This is a genomic window from Burkholderia sp. KJ006, assembly GCF_000262695.1.
Lineage (GTDB): Bacteria > Pseudomonadota > Gammaproteobacteria > Burkholderiales > Burkholderiaceae > Burkholderia > Burkholderia vietnamiensis.
Genome location: NC_017922.1, coordinates 503,864 through 528,656 on the forward strand (window position 1 = coordinate 503,864; position 24,793 = coordinate 528,656).

Genomic DNA, 24,793 nt, shown 5'->3' on the forward strand with positions numbered 1-24,793 from the left:
GTATCTTGAGATCACCCCTTCTTTGCGGAGTGTTGATGGTCAGTCCGGAAAATCAGATCGGCATTCTTCTTCTGGGCGTCGGACATGCTGTCGTACAGCGCCTGAAACGCAGGGATGACCTTTCTCATGCCGTCCGCATGGGCGTCGGCGACCTCGCCATAGGACTTAAGGTCGTCGACGGCGGTCATGCTGGTTGCATGACTGGTTCGCGCCTGTCTGAGCGAGTCCATCGTGGCTGCATTGTCGCGCATGACCTGCGCGACCTTGCGCCAAAGTTCTTCCTCCGCCGCGGTGATCTGAAGCCTGTCGTGAAGGTTATTGATGCGCGTATCGATCTGGTCGTGGGTCGCAACGGTCTTCGCGCTTGCAGGTGCTTGAGTCTGCACGGGGGAGGCAGCGCTCGCAGGATTGGCGAATGCCGTTATCGCGAGAAAAACCGCTATCGCGAGCGCCGATGCAGTTCGCGGTCGGGATGGAGGGGCAATGAGGCTCATGATCGATCTCCAAAGGAATTCGATGGACTCGCGAAGGGATTGCCATCATTGCGCGCGAGTTCGATCGAATAGATCATCTGTGCGCCGACTCCCGACCGGCGTCTGTCCGGTGCCGGACGCTTGTGCGCCGCCGTTGCACGACCGGATCGACGGAGCAGCGGGTGACCCGATTCGAAGCCCGGCGCTTGCGCTGCAAATGCAAGCGGCCGCACGTTCTTGCCGCCGTTTGCCCGTTACGCTGCAACGCCGTCAGGCTTCGGCTCTGGGCCGAACGCGCTTGCCGTGCCGGTCGAGACAATGCATGCGTTGACCATATCCCGGACCGAAGTGGCATAGTGATCGGCGCCGATCGCACTGCGGAGATCCTCGGGCCACTGATCGGTATCGCCTGCCGGCCAGAGGCCGACGACGATCGGCGCGTCCGGCAAGCGCTGCCGCACGCGTCGCAAAAGGTAACGCAGGTGCGACGGGATTCCATTGATGGCTAGATAAAAAATGCACACTATCGTCACTGCGGTGACGTCCAGACCGTCGATCCGGACGCGCGAGGCCGCGTCATGGTTGACCACTCGGCAATCGAGATCGTGCTTGCCGAGAAGCTGAACGAGAATGGCCGATGCCAACTCGTCGAGCGGCCCCCGGCCTGCTATGCAAAGGACCTGATTGTCGGCATGCCGAACCGGGCGAGCTTCGATACCGGACGAAGAAGCGTTCCGAGCCGGTTGGCACGATACCTTTTGTGCGGCAGCAGGCGCAGCCGGTGCGCCCCAGTCGGCTGCTGCTGCATCGGTAGCCGGATCGGTGTCCGCGAAACCATCCAGGCCCTCGATGAGGTCGTTGACCGTGGTCTCGATTCGCGCCAGTTGTGCCAGCGTTACGCCGCCGCGCAAGACATCGTCGGCCGCAAGCTGCAAGCCCTTGAGAACGATTTCATCGTAATAGGAGGACAGCGGCCGGTCGCGAAGCAGTATCCCGGCTTGTTCTACTGCGTCATCGGGGTCACCGGCGAGCGCTCGCTGGTAGAAACTTTCGACTGGAGACAGCGCGGGCTGGTCGCCAAGCAGCACGTCGAGAAATTCGAGCCGCGTAACATGGCGACCGAGGACCAGCAGGCAAAGTGTCAGCGGAGTGGACAGGATGAGCCCGATTGGCCCCCATATCCAGCTCCAGAAACTCGCAGCGACGACGACCGAAAACGGGGAAAGGCCGGTGCTATGGCCGTACAGCAGTGGCTCGACGGCCTGACCGGCCAGCAACTCGACGGTCACGAAAAGCACCATCGACCAGATCGCCATCGTCCATTCCGGACTGACGGCTGCGGCGAGTGCGGTAGCCAGAATGGCGGAGATCCAGATTCCGACGTAGGGGACAAGACGCAACAGCGCGGCCAGAATCCCCCACAGCACCGGGCTGGGGACGCCAATGAGGAACAGCCCGGTTCCGATCACGACGCCCACGCCCGCATTCAAGCCGAGTTGCGAAACGAAATATCGACTGAGGCGCCGCGCGGCTTCGTCCATTGCGGTGGTGGTCCGATGGAGATCTCTCGAACCGAACAAGCGGATAGCCCGGTCCCGAAGATCATCGCGCTGCAACAGAATGACGATGGTGACGACAAATACGATGAAGGCCGTCTCGAGTGGACTGACGACGGGAGACAGTATGCGCCGTGCAAGCTGGAATGGTGTCTGGGCCGGCTCGCGCACCTCGACGAGAAGCGCCGCGGGCGGTTGGGCGCCGGACGAGGATGAGGAAGATTCGCGTATCGTTTTCGGCTGATCGACGGTTGCCCGTTGAAGCGCCTGACCGGCGGTACCCGCCAGCTGGTTCAATTTTCCAACCGTGAGCCCATGCACGACAGAGATCTTCTTGTCGATCGTCGCCTGATAACGGGGGATGCCGACAGCGAGGTCCGTGATCTGGGTGGCGATGATCCCCCCAAGCACGACGATCACCGAGACCGACATCGTCACCGCAAGGAGAACCGAGGCCACGTGGCCAAGCTTGATGCGGCCAAGAAGATTGGCGAGGGGAGCGACCAGGAAGCTGAGCAGAATCGCCAGCGTGAACGGGATCAGGATCTCGCGCGCAAAATAGAGCGCGGCGATGACCGTGACGCCAACGGCAAGCGTAATCAAACCCTGCACGCTGGGTTTTTCAGGAGGCTCGATGCGCGCTGCTGGCCTCGCGGGGCGCAATTCCTTGAAATCGAACATGACGGCTAACGCCCGCGATATCGTCCATTCTGATGGGTGCTTTCGGCGCGGATGCGTCCCATGTCACGCGGCGCGGCGTGGCGGGAACGATGAAAGTAAAACGGGATGATACGTATCGAACGCGATAAAACAGACACTTCGAGTGTACGGCCTACGTTGCTCGCCGTCTGGATTGAAGTCGGTACGGTGCCGTACCCGGGACACAGTCATGCCAGGGCACGCTGACGACGCGAGGAGTCGAGTTCGCTGCGGCGTTCCCGATCCCGGGGCGGCAAAACGGATATCTCGATGTCCTCCACCGTACCGACTGCGTGGCTGCTCGATGTCAAGTTCACTTTGCCGGGCAGGTTTCTCACTCACATTGCAGATGTCCAACGGCATCAAATTGAACTGTGCGGCGATACCTCGCGCAAGGCCCGGAATGTTCCGGGTCCCAAGCGCGGGCGGCGACGGGTTCGTCGAAACACTGAGTCGAAAGGAGAAGGCCCATGTTGGGAACAATATTGATCGTCGTGCTGGTGCTCGTATTGATCGGTGCGATACCGACCTGGCCGCACAGCCGTTCGTGGGGCTATATGCCCAGCGGCTTGCTGGGCGTGGTGCTGCTCGTCGTAGTTGTGCTCCTCCTCCTGGGGCGGATATAGGAGGCTCGAGAGTCCTGTCGGGAAAGGCCGCTTCGTGGATCATCGTTGCCGTACCGTTGCATCTCGAAACGAGTGGCCGCCGCGCATCCGCGAGACCGGGGTGGCGCGCTTGCGGTTGCCGGGTATGACGCGGCAAGCGCCGCCTTGCGCAGATCGCCCGCAAACGATTCCGACGCAAGGCGGCCGGGCAGGTGGTACGGCTAACGAGCATGGCGGACTTGTCAGGTCCGCGCAGACTGTCATGAGAAAAACACTCCTCAACGCGCTGGCCGCATGCCTTGCAGGCGGAGTCGGGCTCACCCCCGCGCCGAGCCAAGCCTATGCGCTGGACGCGCAGTTCGACTGCACCACCGACGCGCACGCGTTCATCGTGCGCCTGTTCAATCACGGCTATATCGATCGCGATCCGATGCGGGTCGAACAGAATTCGGTCAACGCGTTCCGGCCTACCCGCGACGCTGCGCTCACGGTGTTCGGCTTCAGCGTCTATGCTGTGTTCGCCTATGCGCAGTATGACGCGCTGTTCAAGCAGGGAACCGGTCGACCTCTGCCGGGTTCGATTTACGGCGTCGTCGTCAAGGCGCCGATCGATTCGGTCGAAGCACATTCTCGGTTAGCGGGCAGCAAGGCCGTCGCGCATCAGGTCATTCCGTTCATCCTCACTGCCGTCGTCTGTGCAAGACCCTGAGACTGGCGCTGCGCAACCGCACTAACGGTGCTTGATGTGCGACGGCTTCCGCTGATGCTTTCGACGGACCGGTTTGGAAATCGTCTTGGTGACGGCGCCTATTAACGGCGGACCGCTGGCGGGAAACGTCCCTTCGACCGCCGCGTCGACATCGCGTTCGCTCTTGTTGCGGTTCATATGCCGTGCTTGGACCTGTTACGCATAACGGCTTCCACGGAGCATGACCGTCTGATCCGGTTGCTCCCGAATTCGCCCGGCCCAAGTAGTCGCGCATGGCCGGTCCGAGCCAATACGGAGGCTGCTTCGGTTCCACGTGCCACACGCGTGAGCAAACCGTCCGGCATCGGACAGACCGAGCCCGTACATCCCGTACATCACTACGCGACCGGCCTGGTGCGTGGCATGAATGGCTGATTCACTCCATTAATCAACAGTTGTCGCGCCACGCCGGCGTTCATGGAATACGACATGGTTCCGTCCACAAAACTCGACAGCGATATCGACCGCCAGGCGGATTCGTGACTGACGAAGCTCGGTCCAGGACTGATCACCGGCGCAGCGAACGACGATCCGAGCGGCATCGCCACCTATTCGCAGGCGGGTGCGCAATTCGGCTTCAACATACTGTGGACCGTCCTGCTGACCTATCCGCTGCTGGTCGCCATTCAGGTCGTGAGCGCGAGAATCGGCCGGGTGAGCGGCCACGGTCTCGCGACGAACCTGCGGACGCCATTACCCGCGGTGGCTGCTGTATGTCACCGTCGTCCTGCTGCTGGCGGCGAACACGATCAATATCGCAGCCGACCTGACAGCCATGGGTGCCGCCGTCCATCTATTGGTCGGCGGCCCCACGCATACCTATACGGTCGGCCTGGGCGTGTTTTCGCTGGTGTTGCAGATGTTCGTGCCGTACCGCAGGTATGTCCGCATACTCAAGTGGCTCACCCTGGCACTGTTCGCCTACGTCGGCGTGATCTTTGCCGTCCAGATCCCATGGGCGACCGTGGCCCTGCGCACGGTACTTCCGCACGGCTCGTGGAGCGCCGGCTACATTACGACGGTGGTCGCCGTGTTCGGCGCCACCATCAGGCCCGTATCTGTTCTTCTGGCAGAAGTCCCAGGAGGTCGAGGAACTGCAGGCGAAGGATGTACAGCAGGCGTTGACGAAGAAGCCGTCGCAAGGGCCGGCAAACCTGAGCCGCATCCGCGTTGATACGTCGATCGGCATGGCATTTTCCAATCTCGTTGCGTTTTTCATCAATCTCACGACCGCGGTCCGCTGCATGCGCACCATATCACCGACATCCAGACGTCGGCGCAGGCCGCCACCGCATTGAAATCGATCGCCGGCCAGTTTGCGTTCCTGCTCTTCAGTCTCGGCATCATCGGCACGGGGTTGCTCGTGCTGCCGGTGCTGGCCGGCTCGGCAGCCTACACGATGGCCGGCACGTTCCAGTGGAAAAAGCAGCCTCGCGCTCGAGCCGCAACTGGCGAGACGGTTCTACGCGTTCACCGTGCTCGCGACGGTCGTCGGCCTCGCACTCGATTTCACGTCGATCGACCCGATCAAGGCGCTGTTCTGGAGCGCAGTCATCAACGGTGTCACGTCGGTGCCGATCATGGCGCTGATGATGCTGATGGCGTCGAACCGGAAGGTCATGGGCACCTTCGTCACGCCCGTGCTGCTGCGGCTAGCGGGGTGGCTTTCCACCGGGGTGATGGCCGCCGCCGTGATCGCGATGTTCGTGTTCATCTGAGCACCGGCCGATCATTCCTTTTCGCGGCCCGGTACGGCGCCGTACCGACTTCGTATCCCGGCTGCGCGCATCGTTGCCACTCGTTCTCAGTGTTCAATGCCATGGGTTTCCCGCGTGAGCGGCAGGTGCGCAACGAATATGGTGACGAGGGGCGATGCATATCGCGTGACCGGTATGTGCCGTCCATCATGGCGATCCGGCGATCCGCGCCGGTATCCCGCGAAATGAACCCAGGAGAAAATCATGACGATATCGGACCCGACCCATCGGCCATCGACCAGCGATACAGGTGCCGCGATTATCGGCAGCGGGACCGGCGACGGGCCAGGCCCCAACGTGATGGAGGCCGATACGCTCAAGGGCAACAAGCTTTACACGTCCGACCAGGCGGAGATCGGAAAGATTTCGGAAATCATGCTGGACGTACGCAGCGGCCGGGTCGCCTATGCCGTACTGTCGAGCGGCGGCTTTCTCGGCGTCGGCGGAAAACTCTACGCCATTCCGTGGAGCGCGCTGACTCTCGACACCGACGAAAAATGCTTCCGGCTCGACGTCACGGCGGATCACGTGAAAAATGCCCCCGCGTTCGACAAGGACCATTGGCCCTCGATGGCAGACGAACAGTGGGGGGCGTCGCTTCACCAGTTCTACAATCGGCAGCCGTACTGGATCGCGACGCGCGACGTTGTCGCGAATCGTCCACCGGAACATTGAAGCGCACTCGCCAACCGGGAAAACGATCGGGATAACAGAGGATTTTCATCGAAAACCGATCCGTCGGTCAGTCAGCCCCTGTGATCGCCTGACGGCAAGCGATAGCAGCATCATCCACGAACCAGTTATGTATTGGAGCTTTACCATGAACAAGGATCAAGTCAAGGGAACTGCGGAGAAGGTAAAAGGCAAGGTGAATGAAGTCATTGGCCGAGCCACAGGTAACGCGAAGCAGGAAGTCAAGGGGGATCTCCAGCAGGCGGCCGGGCAGGCGAGAAAGCATCTCGGTGACGTGAAGGAATCCGTCAAAAAGACCTGATCGAACACGGAGGCTTAGCGGGGGGGCATTCCCCCTCTCACCGTGCTTCACGCCGGGAGGCTGTATCGAACGGACGTGCGGCTACTGCCGTACAGACATGCGCTGTCGGATGCGAGAACGTCAAGTTGCGTCCTTCGCGCACCGGGATTCCCGCCCCCTCTGTCGCGACGCACGCAGCGGATCAGGTCAGCGTCTAACTTGAGAGGAGTTGCCATGTACAACGTTGTTTGGCTCGTTGGAGCCGTGGTTATCGTTCTGTTCGTCCTTGGCTATTTCGGATTGAGATAGGGCGTCTCGTTCACGTGCTCGTCACGCGATGGCTGGTCAACGACCGCTATGACACCGGCGGCGGTAAAACCGCAAAACGATCCAGGTCGCGACAACCATCGTTTATCGCAGGAAGCAAGATGAAGACGCTCAGGATCATCGGCTATGTGGGGCTCGCGGCAGTCGCGATCATGCTGCTCGTCGCGATGTGCGCGATACTCGAGGACGGCGTGATTTCGCGCGATGCGCAGCGACCGGGACTGACCGGCAACACGCTTTCCAGCCCTGGATCGCCGAATCGCATCGGTTAAGTCGGCCGTCACCGATTGACCGTTCCCAACTTCTTTTGAGCGACTCCGGCACGCGCGGTCGGAGCCCGCGTGCACCGTTGTCGATGTCCGCACGAGCCGAAAATCGGCCTGCCATTTGCAATCGACGCTCGAGATCACGGCAGCGCCGCAACAGGCGATCGGCTGCCGCTCACGCGATCCAGCCGCATCACAGCCGTTCCCGTCTGGGTACGGCAGCGTACCGACTCCCGGGTTGCTCGCGCATAGGGTAGGTTGAACTGATCGGAACGCATGTCGCGACCGTTCGCGATGGGTTCTCCAGCCGCATGCACGATACGCGACCAGAGCACACATCAGCGCCGGGCGCCGCCGGCATGGCACCTCGAAGCACATCGCTCGTGCGCTGCGCTTCGAATGTCATCGCGTCGACAGCAACGGATACCGGACCGCGAGACGATGGTGCTCAAAGCGATGCTCAGGCTGTGAGCATGTCACAGCAACCCGCGCGCATGCCGGCACGAAACACTCGAATCGAGCATGTTGTTCGGCCCGCATGACGGCGGGCGATTGCAGGCGAAGCGCGCTGTGCGCGTCGCACCGTCACACTGGCCGGCGAGGCTCGCCGGCATTTCGCGAAATGATCACAGGAGTGGGTCATGACACTCGTTTCTCCCAGCAATCAAGCGCCGAGCAACAGCAGCGGCGCCCGGATCATCGGTCACGCAACCAGCATCGGCGGGGCCGGCCCCAACGTCATGGCGGCCACCACGCTGACTGGCGACAAGGTTCTATCGTCCGACGGCAAGGAAATCGGGAAGGTTATCGACATCATGTTGGACGTATGCAGCGGCCGGATCTCATACGTCGTGTTGTCTTGCGGAGGCTTTCTCGGGATGGGCGACAAACTTTTCGCCGTTCCGTGGGGAGCGTTTACCCTGGATACCGACGAGAAATGCTTCCGGCTCGATGCGACCGAAGAGCGGATGAAGAGCGCCTCCGGATTCGACAAGGACCATTGGCCTGCAATGGCGGATTCGCAATGGGGGGCACTTCATTCGGGTAACACGCCGCTGATGTAGCGACACGTCCGCAGGAAGCCCGGCCGGCATGCGGCCATGCACGCACCGGCGTGACGGCGCAATGCGGTGAGCGATTGCTGTTTTTTTCGGATCCTGCCGTATCGCGTGCATTGGCCGACGCGCCGACCGCGACGGGCGGCAGGTCATCCAGCCAGCAGATGTGACCGGAGCATTCATCATGAACAAGGATCAAGTCAAGGGCGTCGCAGAGAAGGTAAAAGGCAAGGTCAACGAGGTGATTGGCCGAACCACTGGTGACACGAAGCAGGAAGTAAAGGGCGATGCCCAGCAAGCAGGCGGCGAAGTGCAGAAGAAGTACGGCGACGCCAAGGAAGCGATCAGGAAGCACGCGAAGAGCCTGCATGGATCGCGGCGTCAGCCGTGACCGAGAGGCGTCGTGATGCTGCGACTTTCGCCGGTGGACCCGACGCGCGATGTGTCTCGCGTTCGATCCGCCAATCCGCACGCCGTCACGAGCCGGAGCCTATCGATGAGTGCACCTGCCGGAAGCCCGATCAGCCGCGCGCTACGCAACGCGGCGCTGATGGCGTCGGTGCTGATGGCGTGCAACCTGCCATGCCTGGGAGGAGCTCCTGCGGACGAGGCGGCCAGCTTGCGCGATGCATACCGGAAGCTGATTCCCCGCCTCGATCACAACGCGTTCAAGCGCCCGTTGTATCTAGATTCCGAGGAATCGTCCTCCACGCTCAAGGGCGAGGTCTACGCAGTGATGGCCTACCCGTTCGCGACCGTCAACGGCGCGTTCAATGACCCCGCGCGAGCCCCGTCGAACTGGTGTGATGCGTTGATCCTGCACCCGAACATCAAGTATTGCCGTGCCACCAGCGGCGACGGCAAGACACTGATCGTGAACGTCAGCAAGAAGGAAGTTGCCGAAGAACTCAGCACGACCTATCGGGTGCAATTCGAATACGACGCGACGACCACCGGCCCGGGTTACTTACAGGTCAGGCTCCATGCGGCCCAGGGGCCGTTGAACACCCGCGATTATCGGATCGCGCTGGAAGCGGTGGCGCTTGGCGGCGACCGCACGTTCCTACATCTGACCTATGCCTATAGCTACGGTCCGATCGGCCGTCTGGCGATGAAGACCTATCTTGCCGCCTTCGGCCGTGGCAAGGTCGGCTTCACCGACATCGCCGATCCGTCCGCGGCTCAGGCGGAATACATCGGCGGGATGCGCGGCCTCATGGAGCGCAACACGATGCGCTACTACCTGGCCATCGATGCATATCTCGGTGCATTGTCCAGCCAGCCCGACAAGCAACTGGAGCAACGCCTGACCGACTGGTTCGACGCCAGCGAGCGTTATCCGCGGCAACTGCATGAGATGGATCGCCAACAGTACATGCAGATGAAATACGAGGAATACCAGCGCCAACAGACCATGCAGTAGCGTCGGGGGATGAGCAGGCCGCATCCCCCCAGCAGACAGGGCAGGTGCTCGGGATATAGGTGCAGCGTTAGCTGAGCAATCTGTTCAGCAAATCTCCAAAGCCCCAGATCAGGGTGCCCATGAAGCTGACGAAAGGCCCCCACAACCCAACTGCCGCCCTGGTTCGGTGATCCTCATGCACCCAATCCGGAACGGGCTCGCCAACCTGTCTATAGTGCTCCGGGTCAAGCCTGCTCAGCCCCGTTTCGCCCTCTATAATGTGGGTTCGGATGTCCTCCCGGATCACGCTGGCTCGCGACAGAAGCGTAATGCCGACCGCCACGACCAGCGCACCGCGCTACGGGAAAACCAAGTGAAGTCGTGGGCTGCGAGGCCGAGCGACAAGCCGCCAATGGCAAGCAGTGTCGCAAGCGTTAGCATCGATTGGGTGTTCCCAAAAAAAGCGCGCATTTTGTTCCATCCTTCGTCCGACCCGGTCGCTGTCGTTACTCATGGGTAGCGGGGTCGTTCGCGGCGCAGGGCGCGTCAGGTGTGGCCGGTGCTGTCCTCGCGCCACGAGCAACTTCCTGCGTGTCGACCCATGCGAGCATGAGGGCATAGGTGACGGCAAGCATCACCGGCCCGATAAACAGTCCGATCATACCGAAGGCAATCAGACCGCCAAGCACGCCGGCAAGAACGAGGATCATCGGCAGCGCGATGGCGCGCCGGATCAGGATCGGGCGCAAAATGTTGTCAAGCGTCGCCACGCCGATGGACCAGACGAACAGCAGGATCGCCGCAACCCGTGCGTCATGCATGAACAGCCAGGCGACAGACGCCAATAACGGCAACAGCGGGCCGAGCTGAGCGAAGCAGGAAATGAACAAGATCGCTGTTAGGACGCCGGCATACGGGACGCTAGCGACCCACAGCCCGATGCCGCCCAGCGCGGATTGGGCCAGTGCCGTAACCACGACGCCCAGTGCGACCGCGCGAATCGCATGTTCGACGAGCCGCACCATAGCCGCGCCGTTCCCAGGTGCCACACGCCGTGCAACGCGGGTCGCGATGAGCCCGGCTGCTTCCCCCTTCGTGTAGAGAATGCCGCAAATGATGACTGTGAGCAGCAAATGAAGCACGAGTACACCAATAGCGCTCGCGCGTTGGAGAAGCCACCCGGCAACGCGACTCGCATACGGCTGCAGCGTCGCCAGGACGCCGCCCGGTCCTGCGTCCGTCAGCATTTGCCATTCGTGTGTGGCACGCGCGCCGACGAACGGCAGGCTACCGAGCCAGTTCGGCGGCGGTGGCAACGTGTAGTTCGGCAAACTCTTCGCGAGTGTCGAGATCTCGTCTGCGTGGGCCGCCAGAGTCGACACCGCGCCATAGATGGGAAGCACGATCACGACCATCAATGCGAGCAACATCACGACCACGGCCGGCCCGCGGTGACCTCGCAGACGTCTCTGCACCGCGTCCAGGGCCGGCCAGGTCGCGACGACGATCATGGTGGCCCACACGAGCGCGAGCAGAAACGGACGAAGGATATAGAGGCTACCGCCAATCAGCAGTGATAGCGTTAAAACTCCCAGCACGATGCGGGCTAGGTCGACCGTCGGGCGGGCGTGCACGACCCGCCTGGCTCGGACAACTGTTACATGAGGGTGGCGGTTCAATTCGCGGCCTCCAATCTCTGCCCCGACTGTTCCAGCTTGCATGACCTTACGCGGCTCGCAAACGCCGCGCTTGAAGCTTGATTGTGAGCGGCCACGGCCCCGGCGGATTGACGAAAATCAACCTTGCCGGCCAGGTGAGAAATACAGTGAATGGAAGTGCGTACGGTCGGCGTGCCGGCTTTGTCAGGTTGATTGGGCGGTAGGATGACCCCGGATCCCGCCTTGAACAATGGCCCTGGTTGCTTCGGTTGAAAGAGGTGGCCTCGCTCGTTCGGACAGTTTCTGAGATTTTTAAGTGGAGCGTCCGAGGCAATCATGCTGCCGATTTGATCGCAGGCAGCGTCGCGAAGTATGCCTCATCCGGCGTCTGATCCGCCAGGCTCGAATGGGGCCGTTTCCGGTTGTACAAGTTGATGTACTCGCCGATGGAGCGCCGGGCATGGCTGACCGACTCGTACGCTTTCAGGTAGACCTCTTCGTACTTGATGCTTCGCCACACTCGTTCGACGAACACGTTGTCGCGCCAGCTTCCCTTGCCGTCCATCGACAGCCGGATGCCTCGGCCCAATACGGCTTCCGTGAACGCGTTCGCCGTGAACTGGCTGCCCTGATCGGTGTTCACAATGTCGGGCTGCCCGTAGCGCGCGAACGCTTCCTCGAGCGCCTCGACGGCGTGCACCGCTTCCAGCGTGATCGCCACCCGGTGCGAGAGCACCTTGCGACTCGACCAATCCACTACCGCCGTCAGGTACACGAAGCCTCGCGCCATCGGAATGTAGGTCGTGCAGTGCCCACGCCTGATTGGCCCGGTCGATTTTCATGCCGCGCAGCAGGTACGGCCAGATCTTGTGCTGCGCATTGCGTCGGCTCGTGTTCGGCTTGCAGTACAGCGCTTCCACGCCCATGCGTTTCATCAGCGTGCGCACGCGGCGGCGGCCGACCTCATGGCCTTCCCGGCGCAACAGACGCGCCAGCATCCGCGCTCCGGCAAACGGAAACTCCATGTGCAGTTTGTCGATCCGCCGCATCAGCAACTGATCCGCCTCGCTCACTGGCTGCGGCCGGTAATACGCGCTCGATCTCGCCACGCCAACGAGCCGGGCTTGCTGCGAAACCGACAACGCATGCGTACGGTCGATCATCGCTTTGCGCTCAGCAATCCCGCTTTGGTGAGCGCGCCTTCTAAAAAATCGTTCTCCAGCGTTAGCTGCCCGATCTTCGCGTGCAACGATTTCAGATCAACCGGCGGCTCGTTCGACGGCGCACCGGCCGCGCCGAACACATCCGCGGCACGCTCCTGCAGTTGCCGCTTCCATTCCGTGATCTGGTTCGGGTGCACATCGAACTGCTGCGCCAGTTCGGCCAGCGTCCGCTCGCCCTTGACCGCTGCCAGTGCCACTTTCGCTTTGAACGCCGCTGAGTGCGTCCGTCGGGTTCTCTTCGTCATCTTTCCGGTTCCTTTGCCTGCATTATCGCTGGCCCAGGCCCCGGGCATTCCACTTACCCGGCTGTCCGAATTTGCGCGGCCACCTCTGAACGATACTATTGCTTGAACTCGCTGGCGCAATTTCTAACGGAGGCACTATGCGGCTGCGCCATCTTGAACTGCATCGTCTCGGATCTATGAACTGGCTGCGTGCCGCTGTATTAGGCGCCAATGATGGCATTGTGTCGACGGCGAGCCTCGTCGCCGGCGTCTCCTCTGCGCACACCCCTCATGGAAGCGTTGTGCTCACGGCCATAGCCGGCTTGGTGGCCGGTGCGATGTCGATGGCGACCGGGGAATATGTTTCTGTTTCCTCGCAAGCGGATACCGAAAAGACCTCCCTCGCCCAGGAGCAGGCCGAACTCAATGCCGACTTCCCGCGCGAACATCGAGAATTGACTGCAATCTATGTACGTCGCGGCCTGGATGTGCCGCTTGCCAAGCAGGTTGCCGAAAAGCTGATGGCGCACGACGCACTAGGTGCGCATGCGCGTGATGAGTTGGGCATTTCGGAGGCGACGTCTGCCCGACCTCTTCAAGCCGCGCTGGCTTCTGCCTCCAGTTTTGCGGTTGGCGCCACGTTGCCGACTATCGTTGCTGCGCTTGCGCCCGAATCGGTGCTGCTTCCAGCCATCGTCCTCTCGGCTCTCGTTTCGCTAGCCGCGCTAGGTGGTCTAGCCGCTAAAGCGGGCGGAGCGAAGGTTGGCCCAGGTGTCCTTCGCGTCGTGTTCTGGAGTGCTCTGGCAATGGGCGTATCCTCAGGCGTCGGCGCGTTGTTTGGTGCGGTCGTCTGAAGCGCCGGACGCTCGCATTGCTTGTCGCCGGCCTGTCGCTATGGAAGAGCATCAGCATCATGACACGGGTGCGATGCCGCTCTGAGTGTCGTGCTGTGCGCTTTTCGCTTCCCATAGCGAACCAGCCAATTGCCATCACGCGTTGCTTTCAGCAGGTCTTTCCTTCAATCGATCGTGGCACGACCGACGCCTTGGAAACGGCGTGAATGAATCGTTGAGACGGGGCGGTGTTGATGTACGTCAACGTGGGCCATTGGCGCCGGGGTAGCGTGAGTCGGAATACAAGCCTCGGAGGTAAGCGCATATGAAGCCCCAAACCAGGCCGTTTAAGGCCGGCAGCCAAGAAAAACTGTTCCCGGAACGAGGGCACGATGCGTACAAGTTGCAACACAAGTTGCGCGAACCCACAGTGTGTCCAACCTGCGGAGCGGTTTATCAGGAGGGCAGATGGCAATGGGGGCCGCGTCCGTCGGACGCGGACGAGGTTGTCTGCTCAGCCTGTCATCGCATTGCCGATCGTGAACCTGCAGGATTCGTGTACATCGAGGGTGAGTTTGCGACGCAGCATCGAGATGAACTGGTTCATCTTCTGCGTCATCACGAGGAGCATGCGCGCGCGGAGCATGCCATGGAGCGCATCATTGCGATCGAGGACGAGTCTGGCAAAACGATTGTGACGACGACCGGCGTTCATCTTGCACGCGACCTGGGTTCGGCGCTCAAGGCAGCTTTCCAGGGAACTCTGGAGCTTAAATACAGTAAGGACGAGAACTTGCTGCGCGCCTACTGGCGACGTTAGGGGGTACGAGGTAATACTTGCCGGCTGCGTACTGCACGAATGGCCGTTGTATCTTGAGATCCGCCCTTGATGTTCCGGCGGGTCGAGGGGCCGAAGTGGGTCGCAAAGAGTCCTTCGCGTGGCTCCACAACGGCCACTCTGTATCGCGCGCGGCTGTTTGCAGACATCGCCGAACGGCGTGATAACGAGGTAATCGCTGATATGCTGGTAGTGGTTTTCATCGATTGCGACGTTGTTGAGCCTGCCATACCGCTCCATCCGCCATACGATCCGCCGCCTGTTGATATCGGTCAAACTCATCCCGCATTTCTGAGTGAGGCATTCATCCTGTAGTCCGGTCGGTTTCCGTGACGGCGAGCGCAGCTTCTGCCGCCGACAAGCCGGTGAAGGGCCAGTGCATTGAAGGAGAATCTTCATGTGGGCGCGTGACGTGATGACAACGCCGGTCATTTTCGCTACTCCGGAGATGGGCGTGCAGGAGACCGCCAAACTGCTCGTCGAACACTCGATTAGCGCGGTTCCGGTAGCAGATGCAGACGGCAAGCTGATTGGTATCATCAGCGAAGGCGATCTAGTGCGCCGCGTCGAGATCGGCACCGGCGCCAGGCGGCGCTCCTGGTGGCTGGAGTTACTCGCATCCAGCCGCGAACTGGCCAGCCAGTATGTGAAAGAGCATGCGCAGACGGTGAAGGATCTGATGAGCATCAACGTCGTAACCGTCGACGAAGACACGCCCCTCTCTGAAGTTGCCGAATTGCTGGAGCGCTACCGTATCAAGCGTGTGCCAGTCGTCAAGAACGACAAGGTGACAGGATTGGTAAGCCGCGCGGATCTCGTGCGTGCGCTGGCCAGCGATACGCACGACAATCGGCAGCCAGTGGCGCGTGCTGACGCAGAGGTACGCGAGGCGATACTACACGCGATGTCTGGCCAACGTTGGGCGCTAACGCGCGGCCAGGTCATCGTCAAGAAAGGACAGGTACATCTCTGGGGCGTGATCTTCAGCGAGGAGGAGCGCAAAGCAGTGTGCGTTGCAGCACAGACTGTACCGGGTGTTAAACGGGTAATCAGCCATCTTGGCTATCCGGTTACGCTTCCGTCCATGTAAAAGTACACAAATCCGCGCTATTGGCAGCACGTCCGCAGCACACCTGGAGGCCTCGCGGTGCGAGATTGGCCATACGAATAGCAGTGTCGATGGATGGCACTCCCAGTGCTGCGATCTCAGGAGGTTGACCATGGCAAACGACCGTCCCAAGGCGGTTCGGGCAGAAACGCATCGGACTTTATTGGACACTGGCGACGTCGGCCTTCTGCAGTATTTGCGTCGCGTTTATAACTATATGGCCGGGGGGCTGGCACTGACAGGCGTCGTTGCTTACGTTGGAGCAACGAGTGGCTTTTACGTGGCGATCGCCGGAACGCCCCTCATCTGGGTCGTGCTGCTCGCCCCGCTGGGGTTGGTCATGTTTCTGAGCTTCCGCATCGAGCGCATCCGCCTTGGCGCAGCGCAGATCAGTTTCTGGGTCTATGCGGGGCTAGTCGGACTGTCCCTTGCCGGGATCTTCCTCGTATATACGGGCGAGAGCATAGCGCGTGTGTTCTTCATCAGTGCGGCCACCTTCGGCGCAATGAGCATCTATGGTTACTCGACGCGGGCCGACCTCTCACGCTTCGGCTCGTTTCTGTTCATGGGGCTTGTCGGGATCGTCATCGCCGGGCTCGTGAATATCTTCGTGGGTTCCACGGCACTCCAGTTCGTCGTATCCGTGATCGGCGTGCTCGTGTTCACGGGCCTTACGGCATACGACACGCAACGGATCAAGAACATCTATACAGCGGGCGAAGATGACGCGATCGCCGGCAAGAAGGCGATCATGGGCGCGCTTGCCCTCTATCTCGATTTCCTCAATCTCTTCCTGATGCTGATGCGACTCTTCGGCGACCGCCGCCGCAGCTAGGTGAACGATTGAGGATCAGGACCGAGAGCGCCGCGGCAAGCCTCTGCAGGATCGCCGCCGGAGGAAGCGGAGATCGCTGGGAAAGTAGTCAGCGTCAAGACACCCCAAGCCGCTTCGGGCGGCACGGGTCGAGCACTCGTGCCGGCGGAAAACCCCTGTCCACGCGACCAGGCCGAGGGCAGGGATGTGTCCCCGGCATCGCCTGCCGAAACCGGCCACATATCATGTCGGTTTAGTCTGAGAGTTGACGCCGCCCAACGCCTCGAGCGCGGCGAGTCGGGCATTCATCAGTTCCGCATGCAGCTTGATTGCCCGGATCAGAAATTGAACATCCTCGTTTTCGCTTTTTGAAGCAAGGTCATCGAATTCGGCCCACAGCTCCTTTATCCGTTCGGCGCGCATGGCGACTCTCCTTTGGCGTATGGATGGAACTACGTTGAACGGCAGGTCGCAACATCCTTGATGCCGTACGAACAGCATCCGCATTAACCTGCCTTGGGCGCTGATCTGGATCAAGGGGGCGTAACTTGGGGCGGCTTTGATTTCCGTGCATTTTCTTGATTAGTCTTACTGTGTCAATAAATCAGCATTGGACGCTGAACAAAACGGACATCGCCGGAGCCGGCGCGCGATGTAGGCGGAGGTACGCCAGCGCAACGTGGTGATGGAATCAGCCACGTGGCGCTGCGCGCGCTGGGGACCCGCGTGGCACGTAATCCGAGGGTAAGGTAAATGGGTCGCGGATCGCGGAGTTTTTTTTACTGTCGCCTTGAATGAGGCGTTGAGCAACAAGAAACCCATAGGCAGCAATACACAACGATGCATGGTGATGGAATCCACGCCAGCCACGTCCTTCGAAGTGTCCCAGGCCGAATTCCTGCTTGAGATCTTGATAATCCCGCTCGATACGCCAGCGCATCTTGGCAACATGAACCATGCGTTCGAGCGTCGTGTCTGGGGGCAAAGTCGAAAGCCAATATTTGAGTGGCTCCGGATCACCTTCGGGCCATTCGATCAGCAGCCATTGCTCATCGCGCAGTGTGGACCGCCAGTAATCGCGGTGTGAAGCACGCACGCGCACGGCGGCAAAGCGCGAACTGAGCGCGACGCATGTGCCTTCGCGCCATATCACATTGCGATAGCACGAGGCATCGAGCGTCGAGGCCAGATCCTTGACTCCGATCGGCTCATGTCCCGGCGCGCGCCGCAACAAGCTACGCGGCCGGCCCGATTTCCCCGCGGAGGGCTCGGGCGGTAGAGGAGCGGTGCCCGGCGCCCATACGCGCGTGTTCGAGCGAATGCCCACCGCATATTGCAGCCCGAGCTCGCTGACGGCCTCGCGAAACGAGGTGTCGTCTCCATACCCTGCATCGGCCAAAACGACACCGTCGGGCGCGCCGCTTTGCCGTGCTTCGCGCAACTGCCCGGTCGCAATCTCCGGTTTGGTTGCAAACTCGATTTCTTCGGGCACGCCGGCTTTCTCTCGTCGAGCAGGATCGTCGCTCCATTCACGCGGCAGATACAGTCGATACGACACCGGTAGGCTCGCGTCTTCCGTCGCCACCGATAGACTCACCGCAACCTGACAGTTTTCCTGCTTGCCCAACTGGCCGCAGTATTGCCGCGCTACGCCGACCGAATGCTTGCCCTTCTTGGGAAAACCCGTGTCGTCAATGATCCAGTACAACCCGCCAGCCGGGTCCATGTGCGGCAGCACCCAGCGCCGCACTTGCTCGAGAAGCGCCGTATCGGACCATTCCGACTTCGCCACGAAATGATGCAGCGACTGGTGTCGCGCGCTTACACGTTCCGGTTCCAGATGTGCCGCCAGCGGCTCGACGCTCTTGCGCCGAATTGGCAGCATCAGCCCTTGGCAATAGCCCCTCAATCCTGAGTCGCGATCGTTATGCCCAAGCGCTTCACACAAATGTTCCAGATACGCCTCGAATGACGTCTCCCAGTCCATCATTCCTCACGCCATGGATGAAGAAGTTTCTATAATGGCATGAATTTATTGACACAGTAAGACTAAGAATGCCCGACTCACTTTCGGGCGTCGACTTGAGATGGTTCAGGAGATCACCGAATTCGGTTCGAGTGTGCAGCAGGCCGCGGCCGATCACGGCGTGACAGCGCCGACCGTGCGCAAATGGCTGGGCCGCTATCTGGCTGGTGGCGCAGCAGCGCTGGCTGATGCCTCGGCCCGGCCCGCTCGCTCTCCATGCACAATCGCTCCCGCCACGGCTTTGTTAATCGTGGAATTACGTCAGCGGCGCCTGCTGCAACGTCAAATCGTCCGACAGGGGGTAATTGTCCTTTTCGTGCAAAATCTGGTGGTTTCGCCGCAACGCCTTCTGTAGGAAGGCCTTCCGGTCGATTCTAACTATCGTCGGCAGTCCCGGCGGCGATCTGCTGCAAGCTACGTGCCCGCAATTTTCAATTGCGATCGTGACGGAGGCAGCAGATGCCAGGCCTGGAATTTCGGTATGTGCGGCAAGACCGCTTGCCCGCGCGACTGTCGGAGTTCGACGTCCAGTGCTACTTCGCGCTGAACGACAGCGACGTAGCTGCGATCAACGAACGTTTCCGGCGCGATCGTCGCGCGGGCGCCGCCGTTCAACTGGCTTTCTGCGGGCCAGCGGCCACACGCAGGACCACGTTGGCACCCTTCCACGGCAACTGTTGCGCTATGTCGGCGAGCGACTCGGTCTGCCGACGCCGTCGATCGCATCGCTGCGCGCGCTCTACCAACGCTACAAGACTCAATACGAGCACCAGGTGTGGGCGTGTGAATACCTCGGCCTGACGTCGATCCGCGCTGACCAGTGGACCGGCCTCGGAACATGGATGCGTCAGGATGCGGCCGAATCGCTGACGCTCGACGAACTCGTCCAGCATGCGCATTACTGGCTGTCCGAGCGGCGACTGTTGATTCCTGCCGAGCGAACGCTGCGGGATTTGGGGCGAGCGATCTGGGTGGAGGCCGAACGCGGTCTGCTCGCCACGATTCAGGCGACCGTCAGCGACTCCGAATTGATGCGCGCCGATGCGGTCTTGTCCACGCAACACGGCACGTCAGGGATGACCGTGCTCGAATGGCTGAAGACGCCGCCGGCACGGCACAGCCCGTCGACCATTACCGAAACACTTTCGCAGGTCCGTTTCCTCAAGTCACTCGGCACTCGTACGTGGAACTTGGACGCGGTGCCGATCGAGAAGCAGCGTGCCTATGCACAGTGCATACAGGCCCAGCGTCCCGCCCAGGTTCGTGAGCTCAAGGCGTCGACGCGCACGATCGAGCAGATCATTTTCTGCACTTCACGCTGCTGGAGTTGACCGACGCGCTGCTCTATCAAACGGGTCGCCGCGTGTCCGATCTCGTCCGGCACGTCTACGATCGGACGACGGTCAAGCACGCCCGGTCCGCTGTCGAGTACGGCCAGCAGCTGATGTAAATCAACGTACTCGTCAACGATATAAGCCGCTCCGCAGAAGAACGGCTCGACGACATTGGCAAGTTGCTGGAGGATCTGTCAGACAAGCCGCCGACGAGTCACGCAGCCAGCGTTCGCGAAACGCTGACCGACGATCATCATCGCATCCGCAACCTGCTGGTGCCGTTACGCGAACTGGAGCTGTCCGGCAGGGAGGCTGAGCCGAGCCTGCAGCAGCTCGAACTCCTCAGCTCACTGCACGACCGCGGCGTGACCGAACTCCCGTCCGACTGCGAGGTGCCAGTAAGCGCAAGCTGGCGGAGACCAGCCGGCACCAGCACGACCCACAAGATGCTGATCGTGAGCCGGATCCCGTTGAGCAGCGGCCCGGCGATGGCCGGCAGCATGATGTGGATCAGCGGTTCACGGCGGTCGCCGCCAGGCTTGAGCCGAACTGCAGCCACTACCGCTCGATCTGCGTGGGCGCGCCGGCGGAGTATGCGTGGTAATAGCTGCTTTGACATTTGCAGCATGCCAATAAGTCGATATCGTCAGGCTGATAAATATATACGGACCTTTGCCCGCCAAACAGCAGCATGTCAGCATATTTGCTGATTAATCAGCAGCGCTGCAATCGAATTCGGGTGATCTCAATGCGGTTCCGGTGATGGTGCTTGATGGCACGGCTTCTGCTTTAGTCCTGGCATTGCAGCCATTTCTGATCTGCTGGAGCCAATATGACCGCATCAAATCACCTTAAATCCGTCCAGTCTTTCGATTCGCAATTATCGACAGGCACGGATTATGAGCGCCTGGCAGAACGCTTTCGCCCGATTTTCGCTCGTATTGCAGATGGTGCGCTTGAACGCGAGCGTTCTCGCATGCTGCCGTATGAGCCGGTCGAATGGCTCCGAAAGGCGGGGTTCGGCGCCGTGCGAGTGCCCGTCGAACGAGGCGGTGCGGGCGCGTCGTTGCCGCAACTGGTACAGCTGCTCATCGAACTGGCCGCCGCCGACTCGAACGTGCCGCAGGCGTTGCGCGGGCACTTCGCTTTCGTCGAGGATCGGCTCAATTCCGAACCGGGGGCGGCGCGCGACGAATGGTTCCGCCGCTTCGTCGCGGGTGAACTCGTCGGCAACGCGTGGACCGAGGTCGGCAGCGTTGCAATAGGCGATGTGATCACACGCGTGCGGCGCGATGGCGACGGCTGGATTCTCGACGGGGAGAAATACTATTCGACGGGCAGCATCTTCGCGGACTGGATCGACGTATTCGCGCGCGACGAAGATGGCCGGGACGTGATCGCGGCCGTGCGAACGAACCAGCCCGGCGTGCAACGCAGCGACGACTGGGATGGCTTCGGCCAGCGCACCACCGGTAGCGGCACGACCCGCTTCGACGCGGCACGCGTCGAAGCGGAGAACGTCATCGACTTCGCGACGCGCTTCAAGTACCAGACGGCGTTCTACCAGCTCGTGCTGCTCGCGGTGCTTGCGGGTACCGGACACGCCGCGCTACGCGACATCGCGCGAGAGGTGGGCGCACGCAAGCGCATCTTCAGCCACGGCAATGCGCCGTCGTTCGCGCAGGACCCGCAGATCCAGCAGGTGGTCGGCGAGGTCGCGGCGCGCGTATTCGCGGCCGAGGCGACGGCGGTGCGCGCGAGCGAGGCGGCGCAGCGCGCATACGAGGCCCGCTTCGGAGGTGACGAGCAGGCCGAGCACCGGGCGAACGTCGACGCGGAACTCGACTCCGCACGTGCGCAGATCGTGGTCTCGGATCTCGTGCTGCGCGCGACGACCGATCTGTTCAACGCGCTCGGCGCATCGGGCTCGAGCGTCGCGAAGGGGCTCGATCGCCACTGGCGCAATGCGCGCACCGCGGCCTCGCACAATCCACTGGTGTTCAAGGCGCGCATCGTCGGGGACTGGGAGATCAACGGCACTGAGCCGCCGTATGTCTGGGCCATCGGCAGCGGACCGGCCGCGCAGGGCGCTTCCCAGGCCGCCGCCTGAACCGGCGTAGGGAGCGGCTCGGATGCATCCCGCTGCCGTTCCCGGACGCGACAGACCGTTGCATCAGGAACGATTGCTGCATACCGGGCAAGTGTCCGGCATGGTTGCTTGTCGGTACGTATGCGGATCAACGCCGATCGGATATCGATCGTGCCTTACGTAATGCCGCCGTTTGAACGCCGGCTGACGCTTCGACAATGTCGAGGTCAACGGCATGTATGGGCTGACGCCCGCGCTCGCGCTGGTCGGCAACGACGGATTCACGTCCGGCAAGGCGTCGCAGAACGGCAGGTCGGATTCGCTGCGCCGGTACTCGGTTACTGCGGGCGTGGATTATTCGTTCAGCAAGCGTACCGATGGCCTATCGAGCGTCTATCCGGCCGGTATTTACCAGCATGCAACGGGCATTGACCAGCGCCCGTGCGGAGCGTGCTACTTCAGCGCATTGATTTCCTTTGCCCGGATCAGACGCGCGCGCAGTACGTTGCGGCTGATGCCGAGCAGTTTCGCTGCCTGGATCTGATTTCGATGACTGAATTCAAAGGCAATGCGCATCACGGTATCTTCGATATGCTCGAACAGATTGTAGTGTTCCTCGTCGAACAGGCCGCGTAACGCCTGCTCGAAATTTTCCTGGGCATCATGGTGTTGAAGCGGATCGCTGCGAGGCGTGAACGGCGTGTCGCCGTACCTGATCTGGAGATCGGATTCCTGCAGCAGATCATGGCGGCTGACCAGGAGCGCGTGGTGGATCACGTTCTCCAGCTCGCGGATATTGCCGGGCCAGTTGTGCGCAAGCAGTTTCTGTTCGGCTCGCACGTCGATATCCGCGGGGCCGTATCCGAGGCGGCTGCGATAGTCCTCGATGAAATAGCGTGCGAGCGGCAGGACGTCGCCAGGGCGTTCGCGTAGCGCGGGGATCGCGAGCTGCACGACGTTGAGCCGATAGAACAGATCGCCGCGGAAGTGGCCTGCGGCGACCGCATCGTTGAGGTGGACGTTGGTCGCCGCGACCACTCGAACGTTGATCGGAATGCTGTGGCGCGACCCGAGCCGGACGATTTCGCGCTCCTGCAGCACCCGCAGCAGTTTGACCTGCATCGACAACGGCAGGTCGCCGATCTCGTCGAGGAACAAGGTGCCGCCGTTGGCCGCCTCGAACCATCCGGGCTTCGCGCAGAATGCGCCCGTGAACGCTCCTTTCTCGTGGCCGAACAGTTCGCTTTCCACCAGCGTTTCCGAGAACGCGCCGCAGTTGACCGCGATGAACGGGCGGTCCTTGCGGTGGCTCAGATTGTGAACGTGTCGCGCAACCAGTTCCTTTCCGGTTCCCGTTTCACCGACGATGAGCACGCTTGCATCGCTGGGCGCGATCATGCGTATCTGGTTGAGCAACGCGAGCGAGCGGGGATCGACGAAGACCTGCGCGCGCGCCCGGATCGACGTGGTGAGCGCGTGCCGGTCCGGCAGGGTCAGCACCGCCGAGTCGGCGGTCCCGGCCGGTTCGCTCAGCTGGACAGGAGGGAGCGGACGGTTCATGAGTAGAAGCTCGGTTGGGGGTAGGTCCGTTTGAGTGCCCACTCGCCGAGTTCGCGCAGCTTGTACGCCAACGGATCGTGCAGCGAGTGGGTTCGCAGGTTGCGCCAGTGTCTGTCGAGGCCCAGTGCGCCGTGGGTCGCGCGTGCTCCTGCAACGTCGAACATCCGGGTACAGATGTCGAGTCCGGTCCGGATCGACGAGACTTTTGCGCTCGCGACGGCCACCGCGACTTCTCCACGTTGGTCTTCGCCGAGTGCCGCGCCGAGCGCCCACGCGTCGTCGAGCCGGGCGGCCGCGCGGTCGGCCAGGACGCGTACGGCTTCGAGCCCGACCCAGAACTCGCCGTACTGGCTCAGGATGTAAGGATCGTCGGCGGTTCGTGCGACGCGCGTAGCGGGCCATGGCCGGGCCTCGTGCAGCGTGTAGTGTTGCGCGTCGTTGAAGGCGGCTTCGCTGATGCCCAGATAGATGTTCGTGAGCACGAGTTGCGCGATCAACGGGCGCAGGCACGCAAACGGTGTGGAGAGCGGCCCGGGATTGGCGAGAATCTCGCGATGCTCCACGCGCACCCGTTCGAACGTGACAGTTCCGCTGTCGGTCTGGCGCTGGCCGATGTTGTTCCAGTCTTCCGAGATGGAAATGCCGCTGCGTTGCGTCGGCACGGCGGCCACCAGCAACGCATTCGTGTCGACGGCGCGCGCGGACGCGATCAGCATTTCCGAATCGAGCGCACCGGAGCAGAAGCTTTTCTGTCCACTGAATTCCAGCCAGCCATTGCGCGGCGAACTGATCGTGCGTTCGTCGAGCGGGTTGAGCGCATTCCCCCAGAACCAGTCGTGGGTGGCCGTCTGCTGGAACCACGGCTCCCATTGCTCGGGCGCGCCGAACAGACGGGCGGTCGCAAGCAGCAGATGATGAAAACCAAACACGTGGGCGATCGAGCTGTCGGCGCGAGCCAGCGTGCGCACGATATCCAGCGTGGTGAGCCAGTTCGTGCCCAGGCCGCCATACGCAGTCGGAATGCTGAGCCGCAGCAGCCCGCTCGCACGTAACGCATCGCGTTCGGCCTTCGGCGTGCCGCCGGCACGATCACGTTCGGCGGCGGTTCGCGCGAATTGCGTGGCGAGTTGTTCGGCGATAGCCAGCGGATCGGGGTGCGCGCCGTTCGGCCCGGTCGTAGGCGGATAGGTCGAGAGTGTTGCCATGTGAAAGGGGGATGAGT

At 61.6% G+C, this 24,793-nt stretch carries 21 protein-coding genes and 5 pseudogenes; 17 read left to right on the forward strand and 9 right to left on the reverse strand.

Annotation, left to right across the window (positions count from 1 at the left end; genetic code table 11):
• Nucleotides 1–11: 11 nt before the first annotated feature.
• A complete protein-coding gene (locus MYA_RS26430; RefSeq protein ID WP_238539623.1) occupies nt 12–494 on the reverse strand; it encodes a Spy/CpxP family protein refolding chaperone in 483 nt (160 codons plus the stop codon).
• Between the two features lie 233 nt (nt 495–727).
• Nucleotides 728–2,710, reverse strand: a complete 1,983-nt coding sequence (locus MYA_RS26435; RefSeq protein WP_014725886.1) for an AI-2E family transporter — start codon at nt 2,708–2,710, stop codon at nt 728–730.
• A gap of 488 nt (nt 2,711–3,198) precedes the next feature.
• On the opposite strand from MYA_RS26435, the gene MYA_RS30455 reads away from it, so the two are divergent.
• From MYA_RS30455 to MYA_RS26475, 10 genes and pseudogenes are all read left to right on the forward strand, one after another.
• Nucleotides 3,199–3,354: a DUF3309 family protein gene (locus tag MYA_RS30455; protein ID WP_006413558.1), complete on the forward strand. Its 156-nt coding sequence runs from the start codon at nt 3,199–3,201 to the stop codon at nt 3,352–3,354.
• Between the two features lie 241 nt (nt 3,355–3,595).
• A complete protein-coding gene (locus MYA_RS26445) occupies nt 3,596–4,042 on the forward strand; it encodes a hypothetical protein (protein WP_014725887.1) in 447 nt (148 codons plus the stop codon).
• Nucleotides 4,043–4,814: 772 nt separating this feature from the next.
• A complete protein-coding gene (locus MYA_RS32535; RefSeq protein ID WP_338000011.1) occupies nt 4,815–5,255 on the forward strand; it encodes a divalent metal cation transporter in 441 nt (146 codons plus the stop codon).
• Between the two features lie 120 nt (nt 5,256–5,375).
• A pseudogene (locus tag MYA_RS32540) lies at nt 5,376–5,799 on the forward strand (divalent metal cation transporter).
• Nucleotides 5,800–6,042: 243 nt separating this feature from the next.
• Nucleotides 6,043–6,513 (forward strand): PRC-barrel domain-containing protein, encoded by a 471-nt coding sequence (locus tag MYA_RS26455; protein WP_014725889.1) that lies wholly within the window; start codon nt 6,043–6,045, stop codon nt 6,511–6,513.
• Between the two features lie 145 nt (nt 6,514–6,658).
• The gene (locus MYA_RS26460; protein WP_014725890.1) at nt 6,659–6,832 is read left to right on the forward strand and encodes a CsbD family protein; all 174 of its coding nucleotides are present in this window, start codon (nt 6,659–6,661) and stop codon (nt 6,830–6,832) included.
• Between the two features lie 302 nt (nt 6,833–7,134).
• Nucleotides 7,135–7,410: a hypothetical protein gene (locus MYA_RS31540; RefSeq protein WP_148278610.1), complete on the forward strand. Its 276-nt coding sequence runs from the start codon at nt 7,135–7,137 to the stop codon at nt 7,408–7,410.
• 635 nt (nt 7,411–8,045) lie between these two features.
• Nucleotides 8,046–8,468: a PRC-barrel domain-containing protein gene (locus tag MYA_RS26465; protein ID WP_014725893.1), complete on the forward strand. Its 423-nt coding sequence runs from the start codon at nt 8,046–8,048 to the stop codon at nt 8,466–8,468.
• Nucleotides 8,469–8,646: 178 nt separating this feature from the next.
• Nucleotides 8,647–8,853, forward strand: a complete 207-nt coding sequence (locus tag MYA_RS26470) for a CsbD family protein (RefSeq protein ID WP_014725894.1) — start codon at nt 8,647–8,649, stop codon at nt 8,851–8,853.
• Between the two features lie 105 nt (nt 8,854–8,958).
• The gene (locus tag MYA_RS26475; RefSeq protein WP_443101906.1) at nt 8,959–9,885 is read left to right on the forward strand and encodes a hypothetical protein; all 927 of its coding nucleotides are present in this window, start codon (nt 8,959–8,961) and stop codon (nt 9,883–9,885) included.
• A 485-nt stretch (nt 9,886–10,370) separates the two neighbouring features.
• Here the strand turns inward: MYA_RS26475 and ydiK are convergent, their stop codons facing one another.
• Both ydiK and MYA_RS31545 read right to left on the reverse strand, forming a co-directional pair.
• The gene (ydiK, locus tag MYA_RS26485; RefSeq protein WP_014725896.1) at nt 10,371–11,498 is read right to left on the reverse strand and encodes an AI-2E family transporter YdiK; all 1,128 of its coding nucleotides are present in this window, start codon (nt 11,496–11,498) and stop codon (nt 10,371–10,373) included.
• A 358-nt stretch (nt 11,499–11,856) separates the two neighbouring features.
• Nucleotides 11,857–12,990 (reverse strand): annotated as a pseudogene (locus tag MYA_RS31545) (IS3 family transposase).
• A 137-nt stretch (nt 12,991–13,127) separates the two neighbouring features.
• Here MYA_RS31545 and MYA_RS26500 point away from each other — a divergent pair.
• The 4 genes from MYA_RS26500 (at nt 13,128) to MYA_RS26515 (ending at nt 16,583) form a co-directional block, all read left to right on the forward strand.
• Complete coding sequence (locus MYA_RS26500) at nt 13,128–13,823, forward strand: VIT1/CCC1 transporter family protein (protein ID WP_041494370.1); 696 nt, start codon at nt 13,128–13,130, stop codon at nt 13,821–13,823.
• Nucleotides 13,824–14,127: 304 nt separating this feature from the next.
• Entirely contained in the window at nt 14,128–14,622 is a 495-nt protein-coding gene (locus MYA_RS26505; RefSeq protein ID WP_041494371.1) for a BCAM0308 family protein, read from the forward strand.
• A gap of 415 nt (nt 14,623–15,037) precedes the next feature.
• Nucleotides 15,038–15,730 (forward strand): CBS domain-containing protein, encoded by a 693-nt coding sequence (locus MYA_RS26510; RefSeq protein ID WP_014725900.1) that lies wholly within the window; start codon nt 15,038–15,040, stop codon nt 15,728–15,730.
• Nucleotides 15,731–15,860: 130 nt separating this feature from the next.
• Nucleotides 15,861–16,583, forward strand: coding sequence for a Bax inhibitor-1/YccA family protein (locus MYA_RS26515; RefSeq protein ID WP_014725901.1), 723 nt, complete (start codon nt 15,861–15,863; stop codon nt 16,581–16,583).
• 222 nt (nt 16,584–16,805) lie between these two features.
• On the opposite strand, the gene MYA_RS26520 is transcribed toward MYA_RS26515, so the two are convergent.
• Both MYA_RS26520 and MYA_RS30470 read right to left on the reverse strand, forming a co-directional pair.
• Nucleotides 16,806–16,985 carry a hypothetical protein gene (locus MYA_RS26520; RefSeq protein WP_014725902.1) on the reverse strand — a complete coding sequence of 60 codons (180 nt, stop codon included), beginning with the start codon at nt 16,983–16,985 and terminating at the stop codon, nt 16,806–16,808.
• A gap of 268 nt (nt 16,986–17,253) precedes the next feature.
• Complete coding sequence (locus MYA_RS30470; RefSeq protein WP_083854932.1) at nt 17,254–18,549, reverse strand: IS701 family transposase; 1,296 nt, start codon at nt 18,547–18,549, stop codon at nt 17,254–17,256.
• Between the two features lie 64 nt (nt 18,550–18,613).
• Between MYA_RS30470 and MYA_RS30475 the strand changes: the two are divergent.
• Nucleotides 18,614–18,922: pseudogene (locus tag MYA_RS30475) on the forward strand (helix-turn-helix domain-containing protein); the annotation flags it as partial.
• Nucleotides 18,923–19,047: 125 nt separating this feature from the next.
• A pseudogene (locus MYA_RS32665) lies at nt 19,048–20,338 on the forward strand (DUF4158 domain-containing protein); the annotation flags it as partial.
• 5 nt (nt 20,339–20,343) lie between these two features.
• On the opposite strand, the pseudogene MYA_RS32545 reads toward MYA_RS32665, so the two are convergent.
• A pseudogene (locus MYA_RS32545) lies at nt 20,344–20,480 on the reverse strand (ABC transporter permease); the annotation flags it as partial.
• A gap of 274 nt (nt 20,481–20,754) precedes the next feature.
• On the opposite strand from MYA_RS32545, the gene MYA_RS26535 reads away from it, so the two are divergent.
• The gene (locus MYA_RS26535) at nt 20,755–22,032 is read left to right on the forward strand and encodes an acyl-CoA dehydrogenase family protein (protein WP_014725905.1); all 1,278 of its coding nucleotides are present in this window, start codon (nt 20,755–20,757) and stop codon (nt 22,030–22,032) included.
• 432 nt (nt 22,033–22,464) lie between these two features.
• Here MYA_RS26535 and MYA_RS26540 read toward each other — a convergent pair whose 3' ends face one another.
• Entirely contained in the window at nt 22,465–23,571 is a 1,107-nt protein-coding gene (locus tag MYA_RS26540; RefSeq protein ID WP_014725906.1) for a sigma-54 interaction domain-containing protein, read from the reverse strand.
• Nucleotides 23,568–24,776 carry an acyl-CoA dehydrogenase family protein gene (locus MYA_RS26545; protein ID WP_014725907.1) on the reverse strand — a complete coding sequence of 403 codons (1,209 nt, stop codon included), beginning with the start codon at nt 24,774–24,776 and terminating at the stop codon, nt 23,568–23,570. Before MYA_RS26545 ends, MYA_RS26540 begins: the two co-directional genes overlap by 4 nt.
• Nucleotides 24,777–24,793 lie beyond the last annotated feature (17 nt).